The sequence below is a fragment of the Candidatus Hydrogenedentota bacterium genome (genome assembly GCA_035416745.1).
GTDB lineage: Bacteria > Hydrogenedentota > Hydrogenedentia > Hydrogenedentales > SLHB01 > UBA2224.
The window spans coordinates 84,860-110,950 of sequence record DAOLNV010000003.1 but is presented as its reverse complement, the minus strand read 5'-3'; the positions used below and the strand labels follow the sequence as shown (position 1 = coordinate 110,950).

Sequence of the window (26,091 nt, the reverse complement as noted above, 5' to 3'; positions counted from 1 at the left end):
CAAGCAGACCTCCAAAATACCGCCCCACTAACTGAAGCACGTAATGCCCTTATATCTTACTCTCCCGGACGCAGAGCGTCACCATCTCCTTCCGCACTTCTCCTCATTCTATCAAAAAGAGCCGCCGTCCGGGTATTTCGCCGCCCACATCCCAAATCTCTATCAATTATACACTTCCACCCGCTTGCGTGTTGCTTCGGGAAGAAATATTTCTACCCGCGGCAACAGAATGCGAAAAACAAGCAAACTGCTAAGAAGGGGAAACTCCCGCGATTGGAGGCCGCTCTCACACGTGCGAAATCTGACATCCCGGCCTTACCCCAGTTTCCAAGGCTCTCGGTACTCGTAATGGAGCAAGTCATTGGCTTGCGGGTGATTCGTAACGCGTTCAACGGCGGGGTCCCATTCGAGCCGGGTTCCCACCTCTAGCGAGATATTGCCCAACAACGCGAGAGTGGTGGATTTGTGCCCCTCTTCGATGGTGCAATTGGGGTCGTTGCGAGACTTCACGCAGTCCAGAAAATTGCGGATATGTTGGGCAGTCGGGTCGCCGACCGAGCCCTTCTCCTCCACCGGCGCCATCCGCCTCTCGCGGTCCTGGAACTGCCCGCCGAATTCAGGGACGACCACGAAATTCGCGCCCTCATAATAGAGGGTCCCGACGGTCCCGCGAAACTCGACCATCCCCGAACGAAGAATCGGATTGCTGCTGGTCTCGTACTGGCTGAAGTGGACCATTCGTTTCGAGGGGAACTCGAAGATAGCTTCCATGGTATCCGGAATGGTTCGCGCGTCATTGAGCAGGTACCGGCCGCCCATGGCGCAGATGGACGTCGGCACCTCTTCGCCAAGAGCCATGCGAAAAGCGTCAAAGTAATGCACCCCCCAGTTGGCTAGCTGCGACGAGAAATCCTTATGCCAGCGGAATTTATACGGAGCGATAGCGGGATTGAACGGTCGGTACGCCCTCGGCCCCAGCCACATGTCCCAGTCCAGCCCGGCAGGCGGCTCGCTGTCCGGAGGACTTCCGATGCCGTCCGGCCACATGTTGCTCACACGGCAGCAACGTCCCACAACAACCGGACCGATCTTGCCGGATTGCACGAAGTCGCGGACCTTCATGAGCGTCTCGCAGGAGCGCCGTTGAATGCCGACCTGCACAACGCGCCTGGTCCGCCGTGCCGCCTCGACCATTCGGCGCCCCTCGTAGATGGTGATCGAAAGCGGTTTCTCGACGTACACATCGAGCCCGGCCTCGCATGCATGAATCATCTGCAGGGCGTGCCAGTGGTCCGGCGTCGCGATAACTACCGCGTCGAGTTTCTCAGTCTCGAGCATCTTCCGGTAGTCGCCGTAAAGCGCGACCTTGTTCGGGACTTTCGCCGCCCATTCTTCGATCGTCGGACGGTATACGTCGCAGAGCGCCGTGACTTCGACGTCGCCGAACGGCGTCGTACGTTCGAGCAACTGCCCCCCGCGGTTGGCGACGCCGATGAAGCCCAGCCGAATGCGCTCGTTGGCGCCCACGGCGCGCGAGGAGACCAGAGCGGAAACCGCCCCGGCCGCCGCCAGAGTACCCGTTTGCACAAACCGTCTGCGACTCACCTTTGACGCCATCTTCAGACTCCTCCTTCCTGGACGTTCCTGGATTGGCCGCCCATCGAGACCATTATGTAGGGTCCGGGGGGCTCGGCTTCCGAAACACCAAGTGCCGGCTGATCCCAAAGTTGATCGCCATCCCCGCCGCAATGCCCACCAGCGCCGCCAGTTGAGGGACGCGTTCCATTATAGCCCACTGGTGTATAAACAGCAGTGTCACTGCGTAATTAATCAGCGCCCCGAGGCTGCTCGCCCCCGCAAAACCCAGGAACTGGCGCGCAATTGACCCGTCCCGCGCATACGAAAAAGTGAAGCGGCGGTTCAAGCCAAAATTGAACACCATCGCCGTCAGAATGGCCGCGGCTACGCAAATGTTCAACGGAACGCGCACGAGGTGCAGAAGCGTCAGTACCGCCAGGTTGACAAGCGTCCCCATCCCGCCCACGACCGCGAACTGCATGAAGTGCGCCCATCCACCGTACCGGTAGATGAACAGGCGCCGCAGATGTTGAAGGTACCGCAGTTGCTCGGCAAACGTGAGTTTGCTCTCCCCCAGCTTGCGGTCTGAAAAGCGGATCGGTACCTCCTTGATAAACTCGCACCGCGCCTTCACAATCAGCTCGAGTCCAATCTTGTATCCAATGGGATTGAGGTCCTGCGCGGCCTCGAAGGTCGCGCGCCGCAAAGCGAAAAAGCCGCTCAGCGGGTCTTGGGCCCGGGTAAACGGGCGCGCCAGCAGTGTGGCCACGCGGCTGTTCAGCCAACGGAACAGGCCCCAGCTCTCGTCGGTGGAACCATCTTCCACATATCGCGACCCGATGGCAAAATCATAGTCTTGGGAAAGGGCCTCAAGGAGTTCCGGGATGGCTTCCGGCGGATGGCTCAGGTCCGCATCCATGCAAACCAGTATATCGTTCTTTGCCAGCCGCATCCCGTCCAGAACCGCCGGGCTCAACCCGCGATTCTCCTTGCGGACCACCAGACGGACCCATGGTTTTTCGAGGCCGTGGACCACTGCCTCAATACCGTCATTGCTGTCGTCGTCCATGATCAGCAGCTCAAGGTCCAGGTGGCGCTCATCGCGCACGCGGGAGACACGGTCCACCAACAAGGGGATGTTATCCGCTTCCATGTAGGTCGGCACCACGACCGACACCGAAGGGAACGGAGCAGACTGTGCGCTCGCTGTCATGCTGCCGGCATCTCCACCTTCAAACTGGCGCGAGCCATAAGCCCCCATCATACAACCCCTGAGAATACCTTGCTTTGCGGGAGTCTACGCCCTTTGTTGAGATCGCGTCAAATGCCCGGTGCATGCGGCGCGGTTGAATCTGCCTCTCGAAAGCATTAGAGTTCATTGTCCGTCCCCAATATAAAGGTCTGCGATGTGACTGGATGGCAGGATGAAGCGATTCTTGCAGGTTTTCCTCTGGATTGTGGGCATTGTCTTCGCCGTGCTGCTATTGGCTGCGGTGACCCTCCTGCTGCTCAATTACCGCCCATCCCCGCCAACCGTCTCAAGCCAAAGCCAACTATTGGCGCCATCCCGGACGCTCACCGTGGCCGCAGCCATCTGCAACATCGGCGGCTTGTATCCCGAAGACGACCACCCGGCCCCGGAAGGCGGTTTTTGATGGCGCCTGAACGCGTAGCGCGTTGATTATCCTACTGGCATGGAATATGCTTGTCCTAAGCAATGAGGTCAGAATCGCACGTTCGCGCCTCAAATGAGGCGCTCAGGAGATCGAACCATGATGTTTCCAATGTTTCATGACCCAACGTTCATCCTGGTGATTCCGGCGCTGCTCTTCGCGGTGTGGGCCCAGTGGAAGGTCAAATCCACTTATGCCAAGTACGCCCGGGTGGGCAACCGACAGGGGTTGACCGGCGCTGAGGTGGCCCAACGCATCCTGCTCGATGCGAACGTAGGTGTCGCCGGGACCGGTTGGGGCCGCGGCGACGGAGTGGCTCTCGAACCCATCGAGGGGACGCTTACCGACCACTACGACCCGCGTGCCCGCACCTTGAGGCTGTCGCAAGACATTTATTACGGGCAGAGCGTGGCGGCGTTGGGAATTGCCGCCCATGAAGTCGGTCACGCCATCCAGCATGCCCACGGGTATGCGCCGATGATGGCCCGCAACTTCGTGTACCCCGTGAGCGCTATCGGCTCCACCTTGGCCTTCCCCATCTTCGTCATCGGGATGTTTCTGGGCCCCGGCACGGGCCAGACCATCATGCAGATCGCGATCCTGCTGTTCGCGGCAGCCGTAGGATTCACGGTTTTGACCCTGCCCGTCGAGTTCAATGCCAGCCGCCGCGCTATGAAAGCTTTGGCCAGCGGAGGATACCTCTCCGAGGACGAACTCGGCGGAGCGCGCAAAGTGCTCACAGCCGCTGCCATGACCTACGTAGCCTCGACCGCGATGGCGATTCTGCAACTGGTGCGTATGTTGTTGCTCGCCAACAGGCGATAACCTCGAAGCAAGCCCCCTGGCACGACGCCCGGCGCCCGAAGCCGGGCGTCTGTTTTTGTCGCAAAATGAAACGGTTTCGTGCCGGATTGGAGCACGCAAGCCGATTGGTCTCTCCGAAATCGCCTGTTTTCCATGGGCCGCGTTGGCACGCGCATTGCACTTGCTCCAGGAGTTAGTGCCGCATCGTGAGGAGAGGAGTTGCCAAATGCGATTGGATAAACTGACCATCAAAGCCCAGGAGGCGTTGTCCGAAGCAATGGACACCGCGACGCAGCATGGGCATCCCGAGATAGGCTCGTTGCACATCCTGAACGCTCTTGTGAGCCAGGAAGGGGGGACAGCCCCGTCAATCCTGCAGCGCCTGGGCGTGCGCCCGGAGCAGATTCTCTCCGCTATCGAGCAGCGGTTGCAGACCTTGCCCAAGGTTTCGGGAGCAGCCTCTCAGATAGGCCTGAGCGGCGTCGCAAACCGCATGCTCGAGGCCTCCTGGAAAGAAGCACAATCCCTGAAAGATCTGTACCTTAGCACAGAGCATATGTTGTTGGGGATGGTCTCCTTGCGCGAGGATCCGGCGGGCGAAATGCTTCGTGCCCACGGCGCGACCCACGAGAACCTGCTGTCGGCCATGCAACAGGTGCGCGGCACCCAGAGGGTCACCGACCCCAATGCCGAGGCAACGTACGAAGCTCTGGCAAAATACAGCCGCGACCTGACCCAACTGGCCCGCGCAGGGAAACTTGACCCTGTTATCGGGCGCGATGCCGAGATCCGGCGCGTGATCCAGGTGTTGTCGCGCCGAACAAAGAACAACCCCGTCCTGATCGGCGAACCCGGCGTGGGCAAGACGGCTATCGTGGAGGGCTTGGCGCAACGCATTGTGGCCGGAGACGTTCCCGAAAACCTCAAGAACAAACAGGTCGCCGCACTGGACATTGGCGCCCTTATCGCCGGGTCGAAGTTCCGAGGCGAATTCGAGGACCGGGTGAAGGCAGTGCTCCGGGAAGTCCAGGAACGCGAGGGCGAGATCGTGCTCTTTATCGACGAGCTGCACACGCTCGTCGGCGCGGGCGCAGCCGAGGGCGCCGTAGACGCCTCGAACATGCTGAAACCCGCCCTTGCGCGGGGCGAGTTGCATTGCATCGGAGCGACCACTCTTGACGAATACCGCAAACACATCGAGAAAGACGCCGCACTCGAACGCCGGTTTCAGCCGGTGCTCGTGGGGGAGCCGGACGTCGAAAGCACCATCGCCATATTGCGCGGCATCAAGGAAAAGTACGAAGTGCACCACGGCGTGCGTATTCAAGACGCCGCTCTCGTCGCAGCGGCAACGTTGAGCGACCGTTACATATCCGGCCGTTTTCTCCCTGATAAAGCCATTGACCTGATTGACGAAGCGACCTCCCGCCTGCGGATCGAGGTCGACAGTATGCCTTACGAGATTGACGTGATGGAACGGCGCCTGCGCCAGCTCGAAATCGAGCACTTGGCGCTCAAGAAGGAAAAGGACTCCGCCAGCCGGGAACGGCGCGATGCCATCGAGCGCGAAATGGCCGACCTGAAGGAAGACATCAGCTCGAAAAAGGCCAAGTGGCAGGCCGAAAAACAAGTGATAGAGGCGATACGCCGCATCAACGGAGAGATCGAAGAGGCCAAGCGCCAGCAGGAAATCGCCGAACGCGCCGGCGACCTCGAAACCGTTGCCAAGCTGCGCTACGGGACCATCCCGGAGCTGCAGAAGAAACTCGGACAGGAGAACGCTCGTCTGCAGGAGCTGCAGAAGAACGGCAGTTTCCTCAACGAAGAAGTCACCGATGAGCATGTAGCCGAGATCGTATCGGATTGGACGCATATCCCGGTGTCGCGGATGATGGAAGGCGAGATGGCTCGCCTGCTCAAGATGGAGGAGCGTCTTGGCGAACGGGTCATCGGACAGGAAGAAGGCGTGCGGGTAGTGTCCGACGCGGTGCGGCGCGCGCGCGCCGGTTTGAAGGAACCCGAGCGGCCCATCGGCTCGTTCATCTTTCTCGGGCCCACGGGCGTGGGCAAGACGGAACTCGCGCGCTCACTGGCCGAGCTGTTGTTTGACGACGAAAACGCCATGGTGCGCATCGACATGTCCGAGTATATGGAGAAGCACGCCGTGTCGCGTCTTATTGGCGCCCCGCCCGGCTACGTCGGGCACGAAGAAGGCGGCCAACTCACCGAAGCCGTGCGCCGCCGCCCTTACAGCGTGATTCTCTTCGACGAGATCGAGAAGGCTCATCCCGAGGTGTTCAATATTCTGTTGCAGCTCTTGGATGACGGGCGAATCACCGACAGCCAGGGGCGCACGGTCGACTTCAAGAACACCGTCGTGATCATGACCTCCAATCTGGGCAGCGAGATATTCAACCGTGCGGAGGATGCCCATGAAGAAAAGACGGAAGAGGTGCTGCGTGTGCTGCGCCACCATTTCCGGCCCGAGTTCCTCAACCGCGTGGACGACATCGTGGTATTCCATGCCTTGAGCAAGGAACACATCCGCAAAATCGTCGATGTGCAGTTGAAACGGCTGGCCAAACGCCTGTACGAGAAGCGCATCACCCTTGAACTCTCGCCCCAGGCGCGCGACCTGCTCGCCGAACGAGGATACGACCCCGTCTACGGGGCCCGGCCTCTCAAACGCGTCATCCAGCGCATGATCCTTGACCCCCTGGCCTTGGAAATCCTGCAGGGGCACGTGCAAGAAGGCGCTCACGTCGTGGCGGAAGTCAAGAATGGCGAGTTCGCGTTCCGGAACGTCCCCGCGAAAACGGCGTAAGCATCAAAGATGCCTCCCACCAGGCCAGGCGTTGCTGGAGGGCGCCAACCTGCACTCCAGGACAAATCCGGCGGCCCGAACGCGTCCCCGCACGCCCACGGGCCTATCCCGCCTATCCTGTTCATCCGGGTCAAAAAAGTGCCCTGGGCAGTTCCGGCCACGGAAGGAACGGGGCATGGCCGTCCTGGAAGCGAGAATTTGACGCAATTGCCGAAAAATGGCGCATCTCTTGCGTGATACGCCTTCTATGAAGCACAATTGAGGCGTTCGGTGTTGCGGATGATGTTGGGTGGCATGAGAGCACCGTGTAACGGGGAATCAAATGCCTACGGAGCAGGATGATGACTGAATTCGGTGATGGGCGCGCCCCACAGAATGCCGGCAAGCCCCCGCTCTTTGATTTCCTCGAGTGCGCGACGTGCGCCATTGCCTGCCAAGACGCCGAGGGACGCTTCCTGGAATGCAACCGCCATTTCTGTGAAAAGGTCCTGGGACTGCCCAGGGAAAGAATCAGAGGGCAGCGGCCGTGCGAACTCGGTGATGCAGTCGGGGAAGAAATCCTGCGGCTTCTGTCTCATGAATCGCCCGACACTTATCAGGAAGGCAGCCCCCGCGTCCGGCAGGAAATCCAGATTCGCGACGGAAACGGCATCACCCGGGTCTACCTGGCGGACACGGCGGCCGTCCTGGACTCCGCGAAGAAGCTCACCGGTTTCGTAACCGTGATGACTGACATTTCCGAGCGCAAGCAGGTGGAGGAGGTGCTGCACGAGGCCCACAGCCGGCTAGAAGACCGCATCGTCCTCCGCACCCGCGAGCTTCTCGAAACCAATAGACGCCTTCAAAAAGAAGTACAGGAACGGATGAATTCAGAGGCGGCCCTGCGCGAAAGCGAGTACCGGTTCCGCACACTGGCGGACTTCACCTACGATTGGGAATACTGGATCGGCGCCGATGGCCGGCAGCTCTATGTCTCTCCATCCTGCGAACGCATCACAGGATACTGCAGCCAGGCGTTTTACGATCGGCCGCCGCTCATCGAGGAGATCGTACATCCCGAGGACCGTGACAAGATGCGGGGGTTCGCCTTCGGTCCCCCTGATGGCGCACAATCGGCTGTGCTCGATTTCCGCATCATCGACGCCGAGGGCCAATTGCATTGGCTATCCCACGTGAGCCAGCCCGTATACGACAGAGACGGCAATTGGGCCGGCCGGCGGGCAAGCAACCGCGACATAACGAGCCGCAAACGCGCGGAAGAGGAAGTGCGCCAACTGAACCAGTGGCGCGAAGCCATCATCGAAAACGCCAACGTGCTCGTGAGCGTTCATGACCTTAACGGCCGGTACCTTGTCTGGAACAACGCGGCCGAGCGTATTACCGAATACCCGCGCGAGGAGATTCTCGGAAGCGGCAACGTTCCCGAGAAACTATACCCGGACCCCGCGGACCGGGAGCGCGCCCGGGAAGTCATGGCCAAGATTGCGCGCGGCGAAAGCACCGCCAACATCCAGTTCGACATCCGGACCAAGTCGGGCCGGCTCCGCTCCCTTGCCTTGTTCAGCAAGGCGATTATCGGTACCGATGGCGCTCCGGCAGGCGCCATCAACGTGGGCATCGATATCACCCAGCAAAAAAGGATGGAATCGGAACGGCGGCAACTCGAGGCACAGATTCAGCAAACCCAGAAACGGGACAGCCTGGCGGTTATGGCGGGCGGAATTGCACACGACTTCAACAACCTGCTGATGGGCGTGCTCGGCAACGCCGCGATTGTGCTCGACGAACTTGCGGAAAATGTCCCGATCCGCAAGAATGTCGCGCAGATTGAAAAGGCGGCGCGCCGCGCGGCCGAACTCACCAGGCAGATGCTCGCCTACTCGGGCAAAGGACGATTCGTGATCGAGACCCTCAACCTGAATGTGGTCCTCGAGGATATGCGGCCGCTCCTGGAATCGGCCGTTACGAAAAAAGCCGAAATCGTCTTCGAACTGGCGCCGGACGTGCCCTTCATCGAGGGAGACGCCGCACAGTTGCGCCAACTCGTTGTCAATCTGGCAATGAACGCATCGGAAGCACTCGAAGACCATCCCGGAACCGTCACCCTGCGCACGGGGTTCCTGCATTGCGCTAAAGACGACCTCTCCTCGACATACCTGGAAGAAGAACATCCCGAAGGAGACTATGCGTATTTCGAACTCTCCGATACGGGCTGCGGGATGAGCGAAGAAACCAAGGCGATGCTTTTCGATCCCTTCTTCACCACCAAATTCACGGGGCGGGGGCTTGGTCTGGCAGCCGCATTAGGCATCATTCACGGGCACCGGGGCGCCGTCAAAGTCGAGTCCAAGCTCGGCGAGGGAACAACTGTTCGCGTCCTCTTCCCGTGCAGCCAGCTTGCGCGAACGTCTCCGGCGCACGCGGACGCGCCAGACCACGGGGCGAAACCGCTCCCCACAATTCTGGTGATTGACGATGAAGAAGCCGCCCGTCTCGTGGCCAAAGAGATGCTCGAGCGTACCGGCTACCGCGTAATCGTGGCGTCCGACGGCTGCGAGGGCCTCCAGCAATACCAGAAAACGCCGCGCGCAATCGATGCGGTCCTGTTGGACCTGACGATGCCCCATCTGGACGGCGAAGAGACCTTTCATCGCATTCGCGCGGTCAACCCCGACGCGCGGGTGGTCCTGACAAGCGGCTATGATGAACGCGAGGTGGCGCAGCGGTTCCACGGGCTGGGATTGGCGGGCTTCCTGCAAAAGCCCTATACGCCCACGGAATTGCGCACGAAGATCGCGGAAGTCTTGGCCAAGAAGGAGTAAGCTCCCCTTCACTCCCGTGAGCCTCGTATCAAAGCCCTCAACTCAGACGCCGCGGCGCGGACGTCCGGAGCCGCGGTCACGGCGGTGACTACGGCAACGTGCCGCGCACCCCGCTGGAGCACTTCCGAAACGTTGCCGGCTTTGATGCCGCCCATGGTCGTGAACGGAATGCGCAAACGCGGGGCGATGGTGTCAATCATGGCTAACCCCACAACTCCCGTGGCGACGGACTTCGTCTGCGTCGGGAAGATGGGGCCGATATTGACATAGCTCGCGCCCGCCTCCTGCGCCGCCAACGCTTCATCAAGATTGTGCGAAGAGGCCCCAAGGATGAACTCCGGGGCGACCCGGCGCGCCGCCGCAACCGGCAGATCAAATTCGCCAAGATGAACGCCATCGGCTTCCACCGCCAACGCGATATCCACACGGTCATCGATGATCAGCAGCGCGCCCTGCGCGCCGGTTCGCTCGCGAAACGCCAATGCGCGCTGGTAGAGCTCCCTATCGGTAAGGTCCTTCTCGCGCAGCTGTATCAGGCGGACACCCGCATCGAGCGTTGCATCGAGAACCTCCAGGGCAGAGCGGCCCGCGCAGAACGACTGCGTAATCACCACATAAAGATCGGCGTCCGCAAAACGCCGCATTCGCTCCGCATGGTCCATCAGCCGCCTCCCACGAACTGCACCAGCTCCACGGTGTCTCCATCGAGGAGATGCAGCGACGCATACGAATCCCGGTCTACAATCTCGCCGTTGCGTTCGACGACCGTAGCCGCGGGTTGCCGGCCGAACTCCAGAATCAGCCCATGGACGGTGATCCCCGGCTGCACCTCGCGCGTCTCCCCGTTCAATGTAATCCGCATGCGCCTATTCTCCCAACGTCCTTCACGAATCCCCGCTGCTTACATCCAGGGGCTCGTGCGGTTCCGGCTCTCGATCGAATGCGTAGTCGAAATCTTTCCAGACCGGCTCGTATCCCTTGGCGCGAATGGCTTCCGCAACGTGCGCCGGAGGCCGTCTATCCTCGATCGCAAACTGTTCGAGGGTTTCATCGATATGCGTGGCGTACCCGCCGGGGCGGGTCGACGAGCCCGCGCTCATCATCGTGATGCCCAGCGGGATGAGATGATCGCGGAATTCCGAGCGCTCGCGCGTGGAAAGAGTGAATCCCGCCTCGGGCAGGTAGAGGCGCATGGCCAGCATGAGTTGCACCAATTCGGCGTCGCTTACCAGGCGAGGCACTGAAAACCGTTTCGGCGTATGGAGCAGCCTCGGGAAGGATACCGACACAGCGCTCTGCCAACACACCCTCTGCAGGTAACGCCCGTGGAGCGCGGTCCAGAATCCATCCACCTGCCAATCGGTCAGGCCGAGCAGCGCCCCAATGCCCAGACGCCGCGCACCCGCCCGCCCCGCCCGCTCGCTCGCATCCAGACGGTAGTCATAGTCGGTCTTTTCGCCCTTGAGGTGGACCGCCTTGTAGAGCGCCCGGTCATAGGTCTCCATGTACAGCGTCACGCCTTCGAGACCTCGCTGGCAAAGCAACCGGTAATCGGACTCATCCAGTGAGTACACCTCGACGCTGACGGCCGGGAAGAACTCGCGGGCAAGCGCCACCGCGTCCGCAATATATGCGACAGGCGCGGCGCGGCGCGCTTCCCCCGTCAACAGCAACACGTTCTGGAACCCCTCGGCCGCCAGGGCCGCGCACTCCGCGCGGATTTCCTCGCGGCTGAGGTTGAGCCGCTTCTCTTTGTTGCCCGACCGAACCGCATAGCCGCAATAGACACAGTCCGCGCCGCAAACATTCGAGAGGTAGAGCGGCACGTACATTCCGATCGTGCGGCCGAAGTGCCACCGGGTCAGCCTGCTGGCCTCACGGGCCATCGGCTCCAGAAACGCGCGCGCACAGGGCGAAAGCAGTGCGCACAGGTCCTCCGGACCGCGCATCTCCCGTGCGAGCGCGGCCTCGACGTCTTGCGTCCGGGCGCGCTCGATGGCGTCCATTACGCGGGCGCGCGGCCACGCGCCCAATTCATCGGCGAAACTCATGGGGCAGCCTCCGTTCGCCCAGACTCACGGATTCAGGAGAATGTGAACGTATCCCTGATTTTGAGCCGGGTCCGTACCGTTGGCATAGGCTACCCAGAAGTCACCACCCGAGTTATGGTACACGATGCTGAGCACGGTGCTGTTGACGCCGGCCGCCTTGGCAATGGCAATAGCGCCTTGGGCATCCAGCGTGCCGTACCGGCTGAACAGGCCGTCGTAGATGATCTCGTTGTCGCGCCCATTGTGATTCTTCCAATAAACCGCGTCATCCAGCGCCGTGTGGACCGGGTTGACGTTGGGGTGGCACGGATGTTGACCCGTAACCGACTGGTTATCGACCCACTCATCAAAACGGGTCCGGCTGGTGAATAGCAGCCGCGCCTTCGGATCAGGCGCATTGGGATCGCCTATGCAATAATGATACTGATTGGTCCGCGTAGCGCCTTTCATGCGTGCCAGCGCTTGCGTCAGCGTGCTGTCGTGATAAAGAACGTCGCGAAGGAGGACGGGGAACGGTATGCCTTCCAGGTACTCCTCGTCGCAGAAATACCCCATGATCTCGCTCACCGCGATGCCATTGCCGTTCATGCCGCCGCCGGCAATACCCACCAGCCCCGCGAAACCGATGACCGCGTGTTTGATGCCGCCGTCCGTGGGCTCGTAAATAGCCACAACGGGGTAGTTCTGGGCTCCCAGCTCTATCGACCAGTCCAGGTTGCGAAGCTGATACATCTCACCGCCGGCCGTGGCTTTGCCCCATGCGGCAAACAATGAGCAACCGTATTCCGAGATATCAGGAATGACCAGGATTCTCTTGAGCACATCGACTGTAATCCCCGGATAACCGGCCATCCGGCAACCCTGGGCGACTCCCGCCAACTCTTCCCCCCACGCGGCGGTGTCGAAATACTCCGAATTCCACAACTGGCTCACGGCGAGGTCCAGCGTCCCGGCGGGAAACTCAGCTTCCGCCACCGCCGAGAACAGCGCCCAAATGGCGTCTATCTGCTCGGCAAGCAGATAGCCATACCAATAGCCCATCTCAAACCGGGTTCCTCCCACGCGCACGACCGTAATGGCATCGGTACCCGTGCCGGCGGTCTCGATTGTTCCGTAGCCGCCAGGTTCGTAACAGGGCGGCATGGTCGGCACACAGCGCACCTCGGTGGTGAATACATGCGGCTCGCCCGCCGTGCCGCTCGCGAACTCGAAAGACATGAAATAGCCGGTCCAGCCGTGAGCCGGACTCGGTACGGTAGCCGCATAGCTGGTGCCGCCCGTGCCAACAGGCGAAATGGGCGTGGACTGCCATACGTCAGGGCCGACGGTGTCGAGCCGGAAATCGCGCACACCCGAGGTCTGCCCAACGGTCCCCGTCCAGAGATATGCGGCCTGGGGAACCCTGTCAAGCTGCACCGTCAGCGTAGCTTCATCCGTCGTATCGGTGATCTGCCACTCGAGGGACGGGAGCGTCTCGCGTTTGACGATGGCGTTGTAGAACGGCAGCATCCCCCGCACTGTGGCGTCGTAGCCTTCGAGCAGATGATGATCGCCATTCGGGAAATAGCGGAGATACATGGGGCCGTAGTTCGAGATCTCGGGATAGTAAAACTGTGCGGAATCCGGCACGAAGAACTGATCGGCAGTACCGTTCAACCCCAGTTTTGGGATAGCGAACCGTTCGGCATAGGCATACGGATCCACGATCGCCTGCAACGCGTCGCCCTCGGGCGTATGCAGGCGGTCAATCACGCCCATGTCAACGTAGTCGTGAATGGCTTCCGCATAACCACACAGGGCGGAATAATGCCAGTCCATCTGGTCGTCCAGATTCAGCACGTCGATAACCATCGGCGCAATGCCCACCACGCGGTGGTCCGTCGCTGCCGTAAGCCACGTGGTCCATCCACGCTTGGAAGCGCCCGTCACCACGAAGTCCTCGACAGTGACTGGAACCGCCAGGGATGCCGAATACTCCTGCACAACGTCCATCGCACGGACAGCCGCTTTCGCCATGGGCAGAAGGGCGGGCCATTCTTCATCCGCCATGTTCATGGCGGCGCCATCCAGGTATTGGTCAAACGTATAGGCAAGGATCTCATCCTCGGAGCGGGACGCCCCTTCTGCCGTGAAAACGGACGGCTGATTGGGCACCGTCGTGAGTACAGCCACGATGGAACCGGCTTGCACCGCGAAATCGGTCAGCTCGGCGGACGGCGCCGGCGCGGCGTCGTTCGTGTCGCCTCCCGAAATGAACAACAGGGCGGTCTTGTTCCGGATCACATCCGGAATGGCCAACCCCAGCCAGTGCTGCCAGATATGCGGGGCCACCTCGGCGCTATCGCGCCACTGCTGCGACGCAAACTTTAGGACATCCCACCGCCCGCCATTAAAGGTTTGCCGGGGTTCCGTCGTGACGGCCGGCTCGATGCCGTCGTCTTTACGGACATAGCGGTCGAGGGCGTTCGCGTCGTAAACCCGCAGACCAGTGTATTGCGCGGTGTCAACTCCAAAATTGTTGCGCACTTCCAGGGACACGGTATAGGTTCCCCGGACCGTGTATGTATGCGATGGATTCTCCTGAGCACTCTCCGAGCCGTCCCCGAACCGCCACCGGTAGGTGGCCGGACCCGTGCCAGGGTCGGATGTATTGGCAAAACCGAATTCATCTATGGTGACGCCCCAGGAACGGTCCACATTGAAGCTCGCATCTGGCGCGTAGCCGCGAACGGATACGTAGCCAGTCTTGATTTCGGTGTCCTGATTCCCCTCAGCGTCGGCCACTGTAAGCGAGACGTTGAATACCCCGTACGTATCATACGTATGGCTCGGATTCCGTTCCGTGCTGACCGCCCCGTCGCCGAATTCCCAGTACCACGAGGCGATAGGAAGGTGGCCCGGCACGGACAGGTCGGTAAACGTCACCTCGGTGCCCATCAGAGGCTCAACGTTCGAGCAGGTGAAGTCGGCCTGCGGCGGCACCGCCTCGACCGTGATGTAATTCTGCTTGACCTCTTCATCTTGGCCGTGCGCGGTTGTAACCGTCAGGCGCACCGTATACACGCCTGGCAGGGCATAAGCGTGGGTGGGCGCCGCCCCTGTGCCGCTGCGGCCATCGCCAAAATCCCATCGCCACGACGTTATCGAGGCGGTGCCAGGCTCGGATTGATCGACAAACCCCACGGGAGAACCCGCAGGCACAGTGGTGTCGAGGGCGTAAAAACCCGCCGTGGGACCTATCTTCTCGCGCACCATGATGTAATTGCGCTTGGTGAGGGCTGCGGAAGCCTCTCCGACAGTCACCGTGAGAGTTACATCAAACGTCCCTATCGTGTCGTATGTGTGAGAGGGGTTTTGCGCCTCACTGGTGGCGCCGTCGCCGAAATCCCACAACCAGCTCTTTGTGCCGCTTACGTTGCCCGAAACTTGCGACATGTCTTGAAAGGTGATGGGGTCGCCCTGGAACGGCTGCACTTCATTCACAGTGAAATTCGCCGCAAGTTGGCGGAACGCGGTCACTTGGACCCATCGGTCGGTTGCCCCTTCGCACGTGATCCGCACCGTCCCGCTGTTTGTCCCCGCTCCCAGCAAGTCACGCTTGATGGTTACGGACACCGTAATCGGGTCATCGGGCCCGTTACTTGTTCCGGTAGAGGGCTCTAAGGATATCCACGCATCGCTGGAGGTAACGCGGAACGGCGCCATGGCCTGACTGGTGTAGTTCTTGCTCACCTTGAAAGACATCGCCGTTTCCGTTGAGCCGAAGTCCAGCGTTGTTGGGGAAACGATCAACACAATGCCCATCTCGGGAGGGGAAGGGCATCCCGCGTGCACAAGGGAAAGAACTCCCAGCATGGGGAGGGAGCAAAAGCGGAGTAAGCGTCGCACGGCAAAAGTTCCTTTATCTCTATGCTAAGGGCCGACTTGGCCCTCCCAGCGTGCTCGTGGCTCTTGTGAAGCAAGTTCAAACGGAGTAATCATGCCATTTTGACCTGTGAACGTCAATAAAACCAATACAGGGGGCCACGGCATCCCAAGACGCATAGGCGATGAGCGCCTGAAGCGGCCAGGTATGCCCGCACGGCCGTTTCGACGCCGCTTGCACGGGAGGTTCTCCGGCTGGCATTCGCGAAAGGAAACCCGCCCCGCGATGGCCGCCTCACGTTTCCCGCCCGCCCAGAGCCGTCCTCGGCGCCATGACCGAAGGGCTTGCTTCGCATTGGTTACTCTTCTATAGTGATATTGGGATTGGCGACCGCGTCGCGGCGAATACGTTATCAACATGGCAGGCTGAAGTGTCTTGTTTGACGGATTAAGGATGCGCGCATGCCAGACCTTGTAAACGGCGGAGCGGCACTCGAGGAGATGTCCCCCGAGTTGCGGCAAAAGCTCGCTGCCTACGAGCAAGCGCTCCTTGCGGCAAGGATGGAAAAGGAACGCGCGGATATGTTGGCGCAGGCCGCCGGTTGCGCCAGCGAGGGGATTTGTCTGCTTTCAGAAGAAGGCATCATCAAATTCGCCAACAAGCCTTTCCTGGAAATGCACGCTGCCCAGGGCAATACGGTATGCGGGCATTCCATCACGGAATTTGTTGTACCGCATGCAATCGAGTGGAACGCGTGCATCGCCCGTGCGCGCGAAGAAGGGGCGCTCATGATGGAAACGCATCATGCCAGGGCCGATGGCGCCTCCTTCTCGGGTGTGGCGCGGCTGTTCTTCGAGAAAGGCGGGCCCAAGACGCCCCCATACATGGTGCTCTGCCTTCGAGAAGCCCCGGAAGGCAAACTACTCTCCGAGGTCCTGGATTCGGAAAGGACCGGCCATCACGCCCTCGTCCAGACCGCGCCAGACGCCATTACCTTTTTCGATCTTTCCGGGAAAATACTTCTGACAAATGCCATATCAGCACAAAAACTGGGGTATGCCAGCGCGGAAGAACTCTGCAGCAGGTGCGGCTCCATCATCGACCTCATTGCCCCCTATGACCGCGAAAGGGCTGTGCGCGAGATGTCCGGATGCATCGCTAAAGGCAACAAGTTCATCATAGAGTACGACTGCCTGACCAAAGACGGCAGGATCGTGCCTGTGGAAACGAGTACGAGCACCGTCCTGGACGATAACGGCCGGCCTGTTGGTTTCGTGGGAATTGCCCGCGACATCACGCGGCGCCGCGAAGCGGAGAAGAGCCTTCAACAGCATCTCCGGGTCGAGAAGCTGCTGACGGGAATTGCCACGCGGTTCATCAATCTGCAGCCCCAGCAGATCTATGAGGCCATCAGCCACGCTATCGGCCAGATAGGGGAGACCATCTCAGTCCACCATATCGGCATCGGCTTGTTCTCGAGTGATGGCAAACAGATTGCAGGCCGCTTCGATTGGGGTGCTGCGGGACCGGTGCCGTTGATTACAGACCGGCTGCAACAATCGCTCGAGTGCTTCCCCTGGCTCATGGCCCAGCTGCGCAACCGCGAATGTATACGTTGCTCGACCCTCACGGATCTCCCTGCGGACGCTCAGGAGGAACGCGCCTTTTTCGGCCTGGGCCCGCCCAGGTCCTTTCTCATCGCGCCCATGATGAGCCGGGGCTACCTGGCCGGCTACGTTTGTTTCGAGGTCATGCAAGACGGGTATGATTGGGATGAAGCCCTGTCTGCCCTGATTATGCTCCTGGCCGAAGTGTTTGCCGGCGCCATCAGCCATAAACATGCCGAGGAGGCGCTTCGAGAAAGCGAAGAGCGGTTCCGCCAGCTCGTGGGAAGCAGCCATGCCATGTTCTGGCTCGCAACAGCCGACTTCGGCCGCGGGCTGTACGTCAGTCCGGCATTTGCCGAGATCTGCAAGATGAGGGCAGAAACCCTTTATGGGGATCCCCTGGCCTTTCTCGCCGCGGTACACCCTGACGACCGTGAACGCATGGCCAGGACATTCATGGACGAGTTTCACGAAGCAGACACGGAATTCCGAATCGTCCAACCGGACGGGACGACGCGTTGGCTCGTGCACCGCGGGTTTCCTATTCGAAACAGCCAGGGGAAGGCCTATCGGTTTGCCGGATTCGCGGAAGACGTTACCGAACGCAAACTCCTCGAGAAGGAGATCCTCGAGATCAGTTCGCGGGAACAACGGCGCCTCGGCCGCGACCTCCACGACGGGTTAGGACAGCACCTGGCAGGGATTCTGTTTCTGACCAGGGGATTGGCCAAGACACTTGCCGACAAGGATGCTCCGGAAGCGGCCGGCGTGACGGAAATCGCTGACCTCATCAAAGAAGCCATCGCCTATACCCGTACGCTCTCGCAAGGCGCCTGTCCGGTCGATCTCGAGGCGGACGGCTTAGCCAACGCCCTGCGTAAACTGGGCGAACACACCGAACAAATGACCGGCATAGAATGCGTGTTTGAGAGCGATGACAGTGTGCTGATCTCAAGTCCCGCCCAGGCCGAGCATCTCTATCGCATCGCACAGGAGGCCGTCACCAATGCAGTCAAGCATGCCGAGGCCACCCAGATTCGGATCATGCTTATTGAAACAGGAGTGGGAAAACTCCTTCAAATAGAGGATAATGGCAAAGGCCTTCCGCAACCCCTGACGGGAGGAGGAGGCGGAATGGGATTGCGCCTGATGGAACACCGCGCCCGAATGGCCGATGCTACTTTCGCCGTAAAGCGCCGCTTCGGCGGCGGGACGGAGATATCGTGCCTGTTTCGAACCGGGACGGCGAAGAAAACCCAAGACGAGGCAAGCCTAGAATGAACAGCGTTCCCAAGCTCTACCGCATTCTGGTTGTGGACGATCATCCCATCGTGCGGCGAGGTTTCGCCCAGTTGATCAACCATGAACCGGATATCAGCGTCTGCGGAGAAGCCGAAGATCTTACGCAAGCCCTGCATCTTCTGGAGTCGCTGCAGCCCGATTTAGTTATCGTCGACATCGTGTTGAAAAACGCCAATGGCCTTGAGCTGCTCAAACGCCTGCCCAGCCTTGCCCCCCAAACCAAGGCTCTAGTGGTCTCGATGCACGATGAACAAATCTACGCGGAACGCGTCCTTCGTGCCGGAGCGCGCGGATACGTCATGAAACAAGAAGCGGACGAAGTGATCGTGACGGCCATCCGCAGGGTCCTCGAAGGAGGCATCTACGTAAGCGACCAGGTCAACGAGCGGATTCTGATGAGCTTCGCCCAGAACCAGGCCCGCTCCGAGACTTCCGCCATCGAGCAGCTCACCGATCGCGAACTCGAAGTCTTTGAATTGATTGGTCAAGGGGTCTCGACCCGCCAGATCGGGGAGCGCCTGAGCATCAGTGTAAAAACTGTTGAAACCTACCGAGCCCGTATTAAGGAGAAATTGCATCTCGAGACCGGCGCCGAACTTGTCCAAACCAGCGTAGAATGGGCAATTAAGCGGTCGCTTGCATGATACGAACACCAGGCTAGCAATCCGCTGATTTTGCATATTTAGTACCATCCCGCGAAATGGTCTCTGTCAGCAATAACCTTACAAAATCTTGAGAAACCTCCCCACACAAAATGCCGCAACAACCCGATTGTGAATCCGGCCTTCGAAATCGTCCAATAGTGTTGAGGCTGATAAAACCAAGCAAGTGCGTTTGGCAGCCGCGGCGGAGGCAAGATATCGATGACGTGGCTATGGGGAACATGTCCAGGGACGCGGGGAAGGACATCTCTCCCCGTGCGCGTCTTGGGAATTGAACCTGAGGTCCGGCTGCTCCCCGAAGTGGGCGCCCGGGCTCAAACCCGCTACGAGTTTTCACTCTCACAGAGCCTGAAGTCGCTCACATTGCACGTCACACGCGAGCGCGAAGAGGCCCTCTTTTCCCTCCGCGACTATGGGGTTGCTGTATCCGCCTGGCAAAGCGAAGGCATCGCGCAGTATGCACGCATGGACCGCGTATCCTATTTCCTGCTCTGTGGGGCTCTTGGCTTGTTGCAGTACCGCACGCTCGCACTCAATCCTCTGCTCAGACCCGATGATTTTCTCCATGCGAGCAAAGACGGCTGCCTTTTCTCGACAGGCCGCCCGAAGCAGGAGTATGCGCTCATGATGGAGCACCCCCATATCTGCGCGGGATGCGTGCAGTTCTTTGACTGCCTGGGATGTGAGCCTGAGGTGGGGGCGCTGCTCGACGTCCTGGACTTCGTCCGCAACGGCCAATTCAAAAAGGCATCCGGCAATTGACCCAGGGGAGTGCTTCCTCTGTTCCCTCTCGCATGATGGCTCTGCGCCCGCCTTATCGTCTCGCGCAATAGGCTGGAGCGCCAGATAAGACCGGCGACAAATGACCGCGATCCCTGGTCGCCGGATAAGAGAGCCTTCGTGGGAGGGATCTTATTGTCTCCTTAAAGACAAGAACGAACTCACACGGAGACACAGGGAACACGAAGATTGAATTCTCCGAAACAGAATGAGATAGGAAGCATCATTGCGGATTGCGCGGTGGCGCTTCATCGAGAGACGGGTCCCGGGCTATTGGAGACAGTGTACGAAGCGGTTCTTGCGCGGGATTTGGAGACCCGGGTCTGTGAATAGCACGGCAGGTCCCCATCCCAATCGAGCTTCGCGGGCGCCATTTCTTCCGCGTGCGTTGTGTGAGTTTCCCCAATCGTCGTGTTATCCGGCGGTTTAGGAGCGATTCGGTTCCCTTGGGTTTGCCGAAAGCGGTGTGCTACCATCGCACAACCCAGCGGGGACAATAGGTCCAGCTGTGTAACGCGAAGCTAGCGCCTGCCCTGCGCGAATGACACTGGCTGCATCCAGTGGGAGGAACCGCACCATGGCTGAGAAACTCGCTCTGTTCGGAGGTCCCAAGGCTGCCACAACCGATCCGCAAGAACTGATCAAATGGCCCCTGATCACCAAAGAGGATGAGGATGCGGTTCTCGAGGTCCTCCGGTCAGGGAACATGTCTGGCACGGACCTCACGAAGCAATTCGAAAAAGAGTTCGGCGAATGGCTCGGCATCCCCTACTGCCTCGCGCACTGCAACGGCACCGCGGCCCTTCAGGCCGCGATGTTCGGGTGCGAAATCGGCGTGGGCGACGAAATGCTCTGCCCGGGCATGACCTACTGGGCTTCGGCCCTCCAGACTTTCGCACTCGGCGCAACGCCGGTCTTCGTCGACATCCATCCCGACACCCTGTGCATCGACCCCGCCGATATCGAGCGATGGATATCGCCCCGGACCAAGGCCATCATGGTTGTCCACTACGCGGGATATCCCTGCGACATGGATGCTATCCTCCCCATCGCCGGAAAGCACAACCTCAAGGTCATCGAAGATGTATCGCACGCCCATGGCACTCTGTACAAGGGACGCAAGACCGGCACGTTCGGCCACGTCGCTGCCATGTCGTGCATGTCGGGAAAATCGCTTGCCGCGAGCGAGATGGGCATGCTCGCTACTCGCGACAAGTACATCTACGAGCGCGCCATCGCGTACGGCCATTACGAGCGCCACAGCGACTTGACCGACCCGCGCCTGACGCCCTACGCCGGGTATCCCATGGGCGGCGTCAAGTTCCGCGTCAACCAGCTCGCCAGCGCGCTGGGACGGTCCCAATTGCGCCACTACGACGCCCGAGTCGCCGAGATCCAAAAAGCCATGAACTATTTCTGGGACCTCCTTGAGGGCGCGCCGGGCATCAAAGCGCACCGGCCCCCGAAAGAGAGCGGTTCGACCATGGGCGGCTGGTACGCCGCCAAAGGGCTCTACCGCGCGGAGGAACTCGGCGGACTCGATATCGAGAGATTCTGCGAAGCAGTGTGTGCCGAGGGCGCCAGCACGTCTCCTGGAGCGAACAGGCCCATGCATACCCACCCGGTGCTGACCGATTGCGACATTTACGGGCACGGCAAGCCCACCCGTATTGCCAACTCCCGCCGTGACCTGCGCCAGGCCCCGGAATCGCTGCCCGTCACCTTGAATAGTTACAGGCTGTGTTATTCGATCCCGTGGTTCAAACGTTACGACAAGACCATCATCGAAGAACAAGCCGCCGCATTCAGAAAGGTCGCCGAAAACGCCCGCCAACTGCTGTAAACAAGGATGACTGCCTCATACCCCATTGTTCATCCGGAGACGGACCTGGATTTGCGCGAATGAGAGAAGCAGGACCGCCCGTCCTCAGCCATTAGAGAGCAGGCATCTCGCCTGCGCTGCGTTGTGTTCAACCGGGATAGGGCGGCAGCTCGTCGCGATAGAACTTCATCGGTTTCATCTTGAAGTCGCGGAAAAGAGGGACTTGATCGACGTAATGGGGCGACTTGGGGTTGCCGCATTGTCCCGGCGCGACGACGTCGAAGGCCTTGATTGGATTCCCCAGCTCGACCGCCATCCAGTAGGTGCCGACGTTGCGTTGCGGCACCGTAAGCGAGTCATCTTGAGGCTGAGTTCCGGCGGGCTCCAGGCTTGCGAGCCCGAACGTCCATACCCCGCGGTCGTAGGCCCATTTGTTGATGTCGGGTCCTTGCTCCTCAACAAGAGAGTCATAGGTAGTTACAAACGCCTGATACACCACCTCGCGCGGATCCCGCCCGTGAAGGTACTCGCCCTGCAGATCGAAGCAGCGGCGCTCAGGCATCAACACGCGATACGCCAGGGTTGCAAAAAGGCGCAGATTGTCGAGTCCCATGTCGCGGCTCACCATAACCCCGAAATCGGGCGCGAACAGCTCGACAATCATCTCAGCCATCCATCGGTTGAAAAGCAGGGCGCCCGGTGAACCCGTAACATCCTTATCGGGCCAGTTCTCGAGCAGGTCCGCCGCTTCGCGAAGATTGGGTGGCAGGTCGGGCCGTGCGCGCAGGGTATCGACCAGGTACGGCTTGAAATACGTCGCGAGGAAATTATGCTCGCCATTTGCCTGTATAATCGCCAGGAACTCGTCCCAACCCACCTCTTCGTTGGCCTCGAGGGATTCGAAAATCTTGACGCCCCACGTGCCCTCGGGGAACCAGCCGGGCGTTTTCACGCTCGGCTTGTTGTTCCAATTGGCAAACCATCCTTCAGGGGGATTGATGCATGCCACCTCGTCCGTCGCATTGCGGTACCCGCGCCAGTCGTACTCTCCTGTGCCCGGCGTCGGCAGCCGGTCATCGTAACCGGGCGTCCGGACCGGGAAACGGCCGCTGACCCAGTAGCCGATGTTGCCCTCAGTGTCCGCGGCGAAGAAATTGTGGGTCGTGGCCACCTGCCGGACGGCAGTTTCCACATCGTCCAGCGTTTTCGCCCTGTTGATGTCGAGAAACGCCATCATCGAGTCGAGCTCGAGATATCGGAAAGGCGTAGCGCGCGCATAGGCCCTGTGGGTGCTCAGGTCCCACTGAACAACCGGACCGTGGACGGTGCGGTACACCGTGTACGGCTCTTCGCGCAAGGAGCCGTCAGCTTCCTTGACCAGAATGGGCCACTCGATCGCCTCCATATCGTGCCAGGCGCCCTTATGCCAATACTGATGTTCATCGTCGGGGTTGAGGGTTTCTTCAAAGAAATCCGTGGCATTCAAGAGACTCGACGTGGTGGCCCAAGCCACGCGCTCATTGTGGCCGATAAGAATGCCCGGCGCCCCGTGGCATGCCATGCCCGCAACGTTGAAGCCCGGGGCATTGAGGTGCACCATAATGCACCAGGAGGGTGTTGGAAACCAGACCATGGGGGCGCCGAAAAGCAGCGCGTTGCCGGTTGCGCTGCGCTTCGGACCCACGATCCACGAGAAGCTGCCCCATGTCGTCATGAGCCCGTTCTTATAGGCGTATTGCCGTTCCCGCTCTTCGTCTTCCATGATAGCCAGCATCATGCTGGGGTCAAAATCCAGCGGTATCGGTGTTGACGCCGCTTCGACGTGCCCGGCGCGCTGGTAGCTATGGTCGGTTGTCGGCGAGCACGGCACGTTCTGCGGAATCGCGTCATTGATGATCTGACACATGAATTCGGGCCCGCGAAACAGCTTCGCCATGCTTGCAAGCTGATACACGCTCAATTCTTCGCCGCCCCAATCACCGGCTTTAGCCATGTGGTATGCGGCGCCCGCGGCCATTTCATGCGGTTCAATCGGAGCAAAACCCGGCGCGACCTTGGCCAGATACGCGTTCGCGCCATCAACAAACGCCTCGAGGTACCCGCGCAGGTCCGGGCGCAAGGCGGCCACCATCTCCCGGCATTCTTCCTCGGTGTATCCGCGCGTCCGGATCTCCTCGTCATGGCCAATGCCCTCGGCACCCTTGTAGCTGGCGCTGATACCGCGGACTTCCGCCAGACTCTGGATGATCTGTATGGTCCGGTCCTCCATCTGCACATAGCCTTGGCCGCGCAAAGCCCCTTCGATGGATGGCGCATAGATGTGCGGCACCCCATATTCATCACGAAAGATATCTATCTTCTCGCCCCCAAGTTCGACTGTGTACCAGCCATCGGGAGGAACCGGCATGTCTTCTTCAACGGGCCAGTGAGCGAGACGGTGCGCGGGTTCGGGTAGTGGTGGCGTAGCCGCCTTTGCGGCAGACTCGGAAACGTCCGCAATCGTGGCGGGTGAATCAGAACAACCACAGACAACCAGAACCGTCAGGCCATAGAGGAGCATCACGCCCCCCGTCCACAGCCAGCCGGCTAAGTGTGTATCACGCCTCATACACTCCTCCAACCCCTTGGAAAAGCCATAGAATATCATTCTAAACATTGCCATTCAACTATTTACGACGATCAGTGCTCACAGCGCCGGCATGTACGACGCTCTCCGCACATTCGACTTTCGTCGTCCAGGATCCTTATAGTACGTCCTCGAAAACAACCGGATACAAGGCCCAAGACCGGAGCCACGCCATGCGGCTGGTTGACGCACATTGCCACCTTGAAGACGAGAGCCTCCATTCCCGCCTTGACGAAGTGCTTCGGGACGCGCGTGACGCCGGCATCATCAGGTTCCTGACCAGCGCCGTATCGCCGGAACAATGGCACATATCTGCCGGTATCGCCCGCCGGCATCCCGAGGTGGCCTTCGCCTTGGGAGTCCATCCCTGGTATGCAAAACCCGAATACCTCGCGCAACTCGAGCAGCTCCAACAAGCACGTGAATTAGGGGCCAAAGCCATTGGGGAAATCGGCCTGGACAAGAAGATCGAAACACCGCCACTGGAACTACAGACGGAGTTCTTCGATACGCAACTCGCCATTGCTAAAGAGCTTGCGTTGCCTGTCGTCATCCATTGCCGAGGCGCTTTCAACGAGTTGCTCGCCTCTTTGAAACGCATCGGGACGCCCTCCCCGGGAGGCATAATCCACGCATTCTCAGGAAATATACAATTGGCGCGCACTTTCGTGACATTCGGACTCAAATTCTCTTTGGGCCGAAGCCTCACCTACACCAAATGCAGGAAACGCGAGGAGCTCATGCGGTTCATTTATCCCGACCATTTCCTCCTCGAAACGGACAGCCCCGACATGCCCCCTGTAGGCGCGGAACCGGGCACCCCAAATGAACCCAGGAACCTGATCCTAAATCTCCGGGGAGCGGCAGGCCTCCTCGGCCGCGATGAAACCGAAGTCGCGGAAGCTACAACACGTAATGCACTAAAACTGTTTGACTTGGAGGAGTAAGTGGACGGACGCTTTGAACGGACCCGGCTTCTGGTGGGTGACGAGGGCATCGAGCGGCTCGCCCGCGCTGCCGTGGTGGTCTTCGGTCTGGGCGGGGTGGGCTCATACGCTGCGGAGGCCATCGCACGCGCCGGGGTCGGGCACATCGTACTGGTCGACTCCGATTGCGTTGAGGTCACCAATCTGAACCGGCAACTCGTGGCCCTGCAGAGTACCATCGGCACCCCCAAGGTATCGGTGGCCCGCGAACGTATCCTCCAAATCAATCTTCATGCGCGTGTCGAAACTCATCAGACGCTCGTTACTCCTGCGAACGCCGAAGATTTCCTGCACAATGAAAAGGCCTGCTATATCGACGCTATAGACACCTTTCCGGCGAAGCTGGCGCTACTCGAGTTGTTTCACGCGAAACACCTGTGTTTCGTCTCGTGCATGGGGGCCGCAAGCAAGCTCGACGTCTCAGGTATTCGCGTAGCCGATATCAGCGATACGTCTAACTGCCCTCTGGCCCGCAGGATACGGCAACAGCTCCGAAAAGAGGGCATCCTGGAAGGTATCCGCTGCGTGTATTCTCAGGCGATAGCGATCCCGGGCGCGGATTCTCCACAGGAAGACCCCCGGACACGCGGCACCATCTCATATCTGCCTGGATTGATTGGCCTTACAGCAGCGGGGGTAATCATCAACGATATTCTGGCCGGGAAGACACAAGAGTAGCCTCGAGGACA

18 protein-coding genes are annotated in these 26,091 nt (G+C 60.0%); 11 read left to right on the top strand and 7 right to left on the bottom strand.

What is annotated here, in order from left to right:
- Window positions 1–315: 315 nt before the first annotated feature.
- Both PLJ71_02340 and PLJ71_02335 read right to left on the bottom strand, forming a co-directional pair.
- Window positions 316–1,617 (bottom strand): Gfo/Idh/MocA family oxidoreductase, encoded by a 1,302-nt coding sequence (locus PLJ71_02340; protein ID HQM47493.1) that lies wholly within the window; start codon window positions 1,615–1,617, stop codon window positions 316–318.
- 52 nt (window positions 1,618–1,669) lie between these two features.
- The gene (locus tag PLJ71_02335; GenBank protein HQM47492.1) at window positions 1,670–2,791 is read right to left on the bottom strand and encodes a glycosyltransferase family 2 protein; all 1,122 of its coding nucleotides are present in this window, start codon (window positions 2,789–2,791) and stop codon (window positions 1,670–1,672) included.
- Window positions 2,792–3,002: 211 nt separating this feature from the next.
- Between PLJ71_02335 and PLJ71_02330 the strand changes: the two genes are divergently transcribed.
- The 4 genes from PLJ71_02330 (at window position 3,003) to PLJ71_02315 (ending at window position 9,701) form a co-directional block, all read left to right on the top strand.
- Window positions 3,003–3,233 carry a hypothetical protein gene (locus PLJ71_02330; GenBank protein ID HQM47491.1) on the top strand — a complete coding sequence of 77 codons (231 nt, stop codon included), beginning with the start codon at window positions 3,003–3,005 and terminating at the stop codon, window positions 3,231–3,233.
- Between the two features lie 120 nt (window positions 3,234–3,353).
- Window positions 3,354–4,076 carry a zinc metallopeptidase gene (locus tag PLJ71_02325; protein ID HQM47490.1) on the top strand — a complete coding sequence of 241 codons (723 nt, stop codon included), beginning with the start codon at window positions 3,354–3,356 and terminating at the stop codon, window positions 4,074–4,076.
- A gap of 205 nt (window positions 4,077–4,281) precedes the next feature.
- Window positions 4,282–6,879 carry an ATP-dependent chaperone ClpB gene (gene clpB / locus PLJ71_02320; GenBank protein ID HQM47489.1) on the top strand — a complete coding sequence of 866 codons (2,598 nt, stop codon included), beginning with the start codon at window positions 4,282–4,284 and terminating at the stop codon, window positions 6,877–6,879.
- 338 nt (window positions 6,880–7,217) lie between these two features.
- Window positions 7,218–9,701: a PAS domain S-box protein gene (locus PLJ71_02315; GenBank protein ID HQM47488.1), complete on the top strand. Its 2,484-nt coding sequence runs from the start codon at window positions 7,218–7,220 to the stop codon at window positions 9,699–9,701.
- A gap of 8 nt (window positions 9,702–9,709) precedes the next feature.
- On the opposite strand, the gene thiE is transcribed toward PLJ71_02315, so the two are convergent.
- The 4 genes from thiE to PLJ71_02295 are packed head-to-tail and all read right to left on the bottom strand — an operon-like array spanning window position 9,710 to window position 15,640.
- Entirely contained in the window at window positions 9,710–10,363 is a 654-nt protein-coding gene (thiE, locus tag PLJ71_02310; protein HQM47487.1) for a thiamine phosphate synthase, read from the bottom strand.
- Complete coding sequence (gene thiS, locus PLJ71_02305) at window positions 10,363–10,563, bottom strand: sulfur carrier protein ThiS (GenBank protein HQM47486.1); 201 nt, start codon at window positions 10,561–10,563, stop codon at window positions 10,363–10,365. The genes thiE and thiS overlap by 1 nt, the downstream gene beginning before the upstream one ends.
- Before the next feature lie 22 nt (window positions 10,564–10,585).
- On the bottom strand, window positions 10,586–11,752 hold the full coding sequence (gene thiH, locus PLJ71_02300) for a 2-iminoacetate synthase ThiH (GenBank protein HQM47485.1): 1,167 nt from the start codon (window positions 11,750–11,752) through the stop codon (window positions 10,586–10,588).
- Window positions 11,753–11,776: 24 nt separating this feature from the next.
- Window positions 11,777–15,640: a C45 family autoproteolytic acyltransferase/hydrolase gene (locus tag PLJ71_02295; protein HQM47484.1), complete on the bottom strand. Its 3,864-nt coding sequence runs from the start codon at window positions 15,638–15,640 to the stop codon at window positions 11,777–11,779.
- A gap of 438 nt (window positions 15,641–16,078) precedes the next feature.
- Here PLJ71_02295 and PLJ71_02290 point away from each other — a divergent pair, with 438 nt between their 5' ends.
- From PLJ71_02290 to PLJ71_02270, 5 genes are all read left to right on the top strand, one after another.
- Window positions 16,079–18,505 (top strand): PAS domain S-box protein, encoded by a 2,427-nt coding sequence (locus PLJ71_02290; GenBank protein ID HQM47483.1) that lies wholly within the window; start codon window positions 16,079–16,081, stop codon window positions 18,503–18,505.
- Window positions 18,502–19,170, top strand: coding sequence for a response regulator transcription factor (locus PLJ71_02285; GenBank protein HQM47482.1), 669 nt, complete (start codon window positions 18,502–18,504; stop codon window positions 19,168–19,170). Before PLJ71_02290 ends, PLJ71_02285 begins: the two co-directional genes overlap by 4 nt.
- Before the next feature lie 273 nt (window positions 19,171–19,443).
- Complete coding sequence (locus PLJ71_02280; GenBank protein ID HQM47481.1) at window positions 19,444–19,950, top strand: hypothetical protein; 507 nt, start codon at window positions 19,444–19,446, stop codon at window positions 19,948–19,950.
- Between the two features lie 207 nt (window positions 19,951–20,157).
- Window positions 20,158–20,301 (top strand): GxxExxY protein, encoded by a 144-nt coding sequence (locus PLJ71_02275; GenBank protein ID HQM47480.1) that lies wholly within the window; start codon window positions 20,158–20,160, stop codon window positions 20,299–20,301.
- A 244-nt stretch (window positions 20,302–20,545) separates the two neighbouring features.
- Window positions 20,546–21,811 carry a DegT/DnrJ/EryC1/StrS family aminotransferase gene (locus PLJ71_02270; protein HQM47479.1) on the top strand — a complete coding sequence of 422 codons (1,266 nt, stop codon included), beginning with the start codon at window positions 20,546–20,548 and terminating at the stop codon, window positions 21,809–21,811.
- Window positions 21,812–21,938: 127 nt separating this feature from the next.
- On the opposite strand, the gene PLJ71_02265 is transcribed toward PLJ71_02270, so the two are convergent.
- Window positions 21,939–24,398: a penicillin acylase family protein gene (locus PLJ71_02265; GenBank protein HQM47478.1), complete on the bottom strand. Its 2,460-nt coding sequence runs from the start codon at window positions 24,396–24,398 to the stop codon at window positions 21,939–21,941.
- Window positions 24,399–24,589: 191 nt separating this feature from the next.
- Between PLJ71_02265 and PLJ71_02260 the strand changes: the two genes are divergently transcribed.
- Window positions 24,590–25,363, top strand: coding sequence for a TatD family hydrolase (locus tag PLJ71_02260; protein HQM47477.1), 774 nt, complete (start codon window positions 24,590–24,592; stop codon window positions 25,361–25,363).
- A complete protein-coding gene (locus PLJ71_02255) occupies window positions 25,364–26,080 on the top strand; it encodes a tRNA threonylcarbamoyladenosine dehydratase (protein HQM47476.1) in 717 nt (238 codons plus the stop codon). It begins immediately after the preceding gene.
- Window positions 26,081–26,091 lie beyond the last annotated feature (11 nt).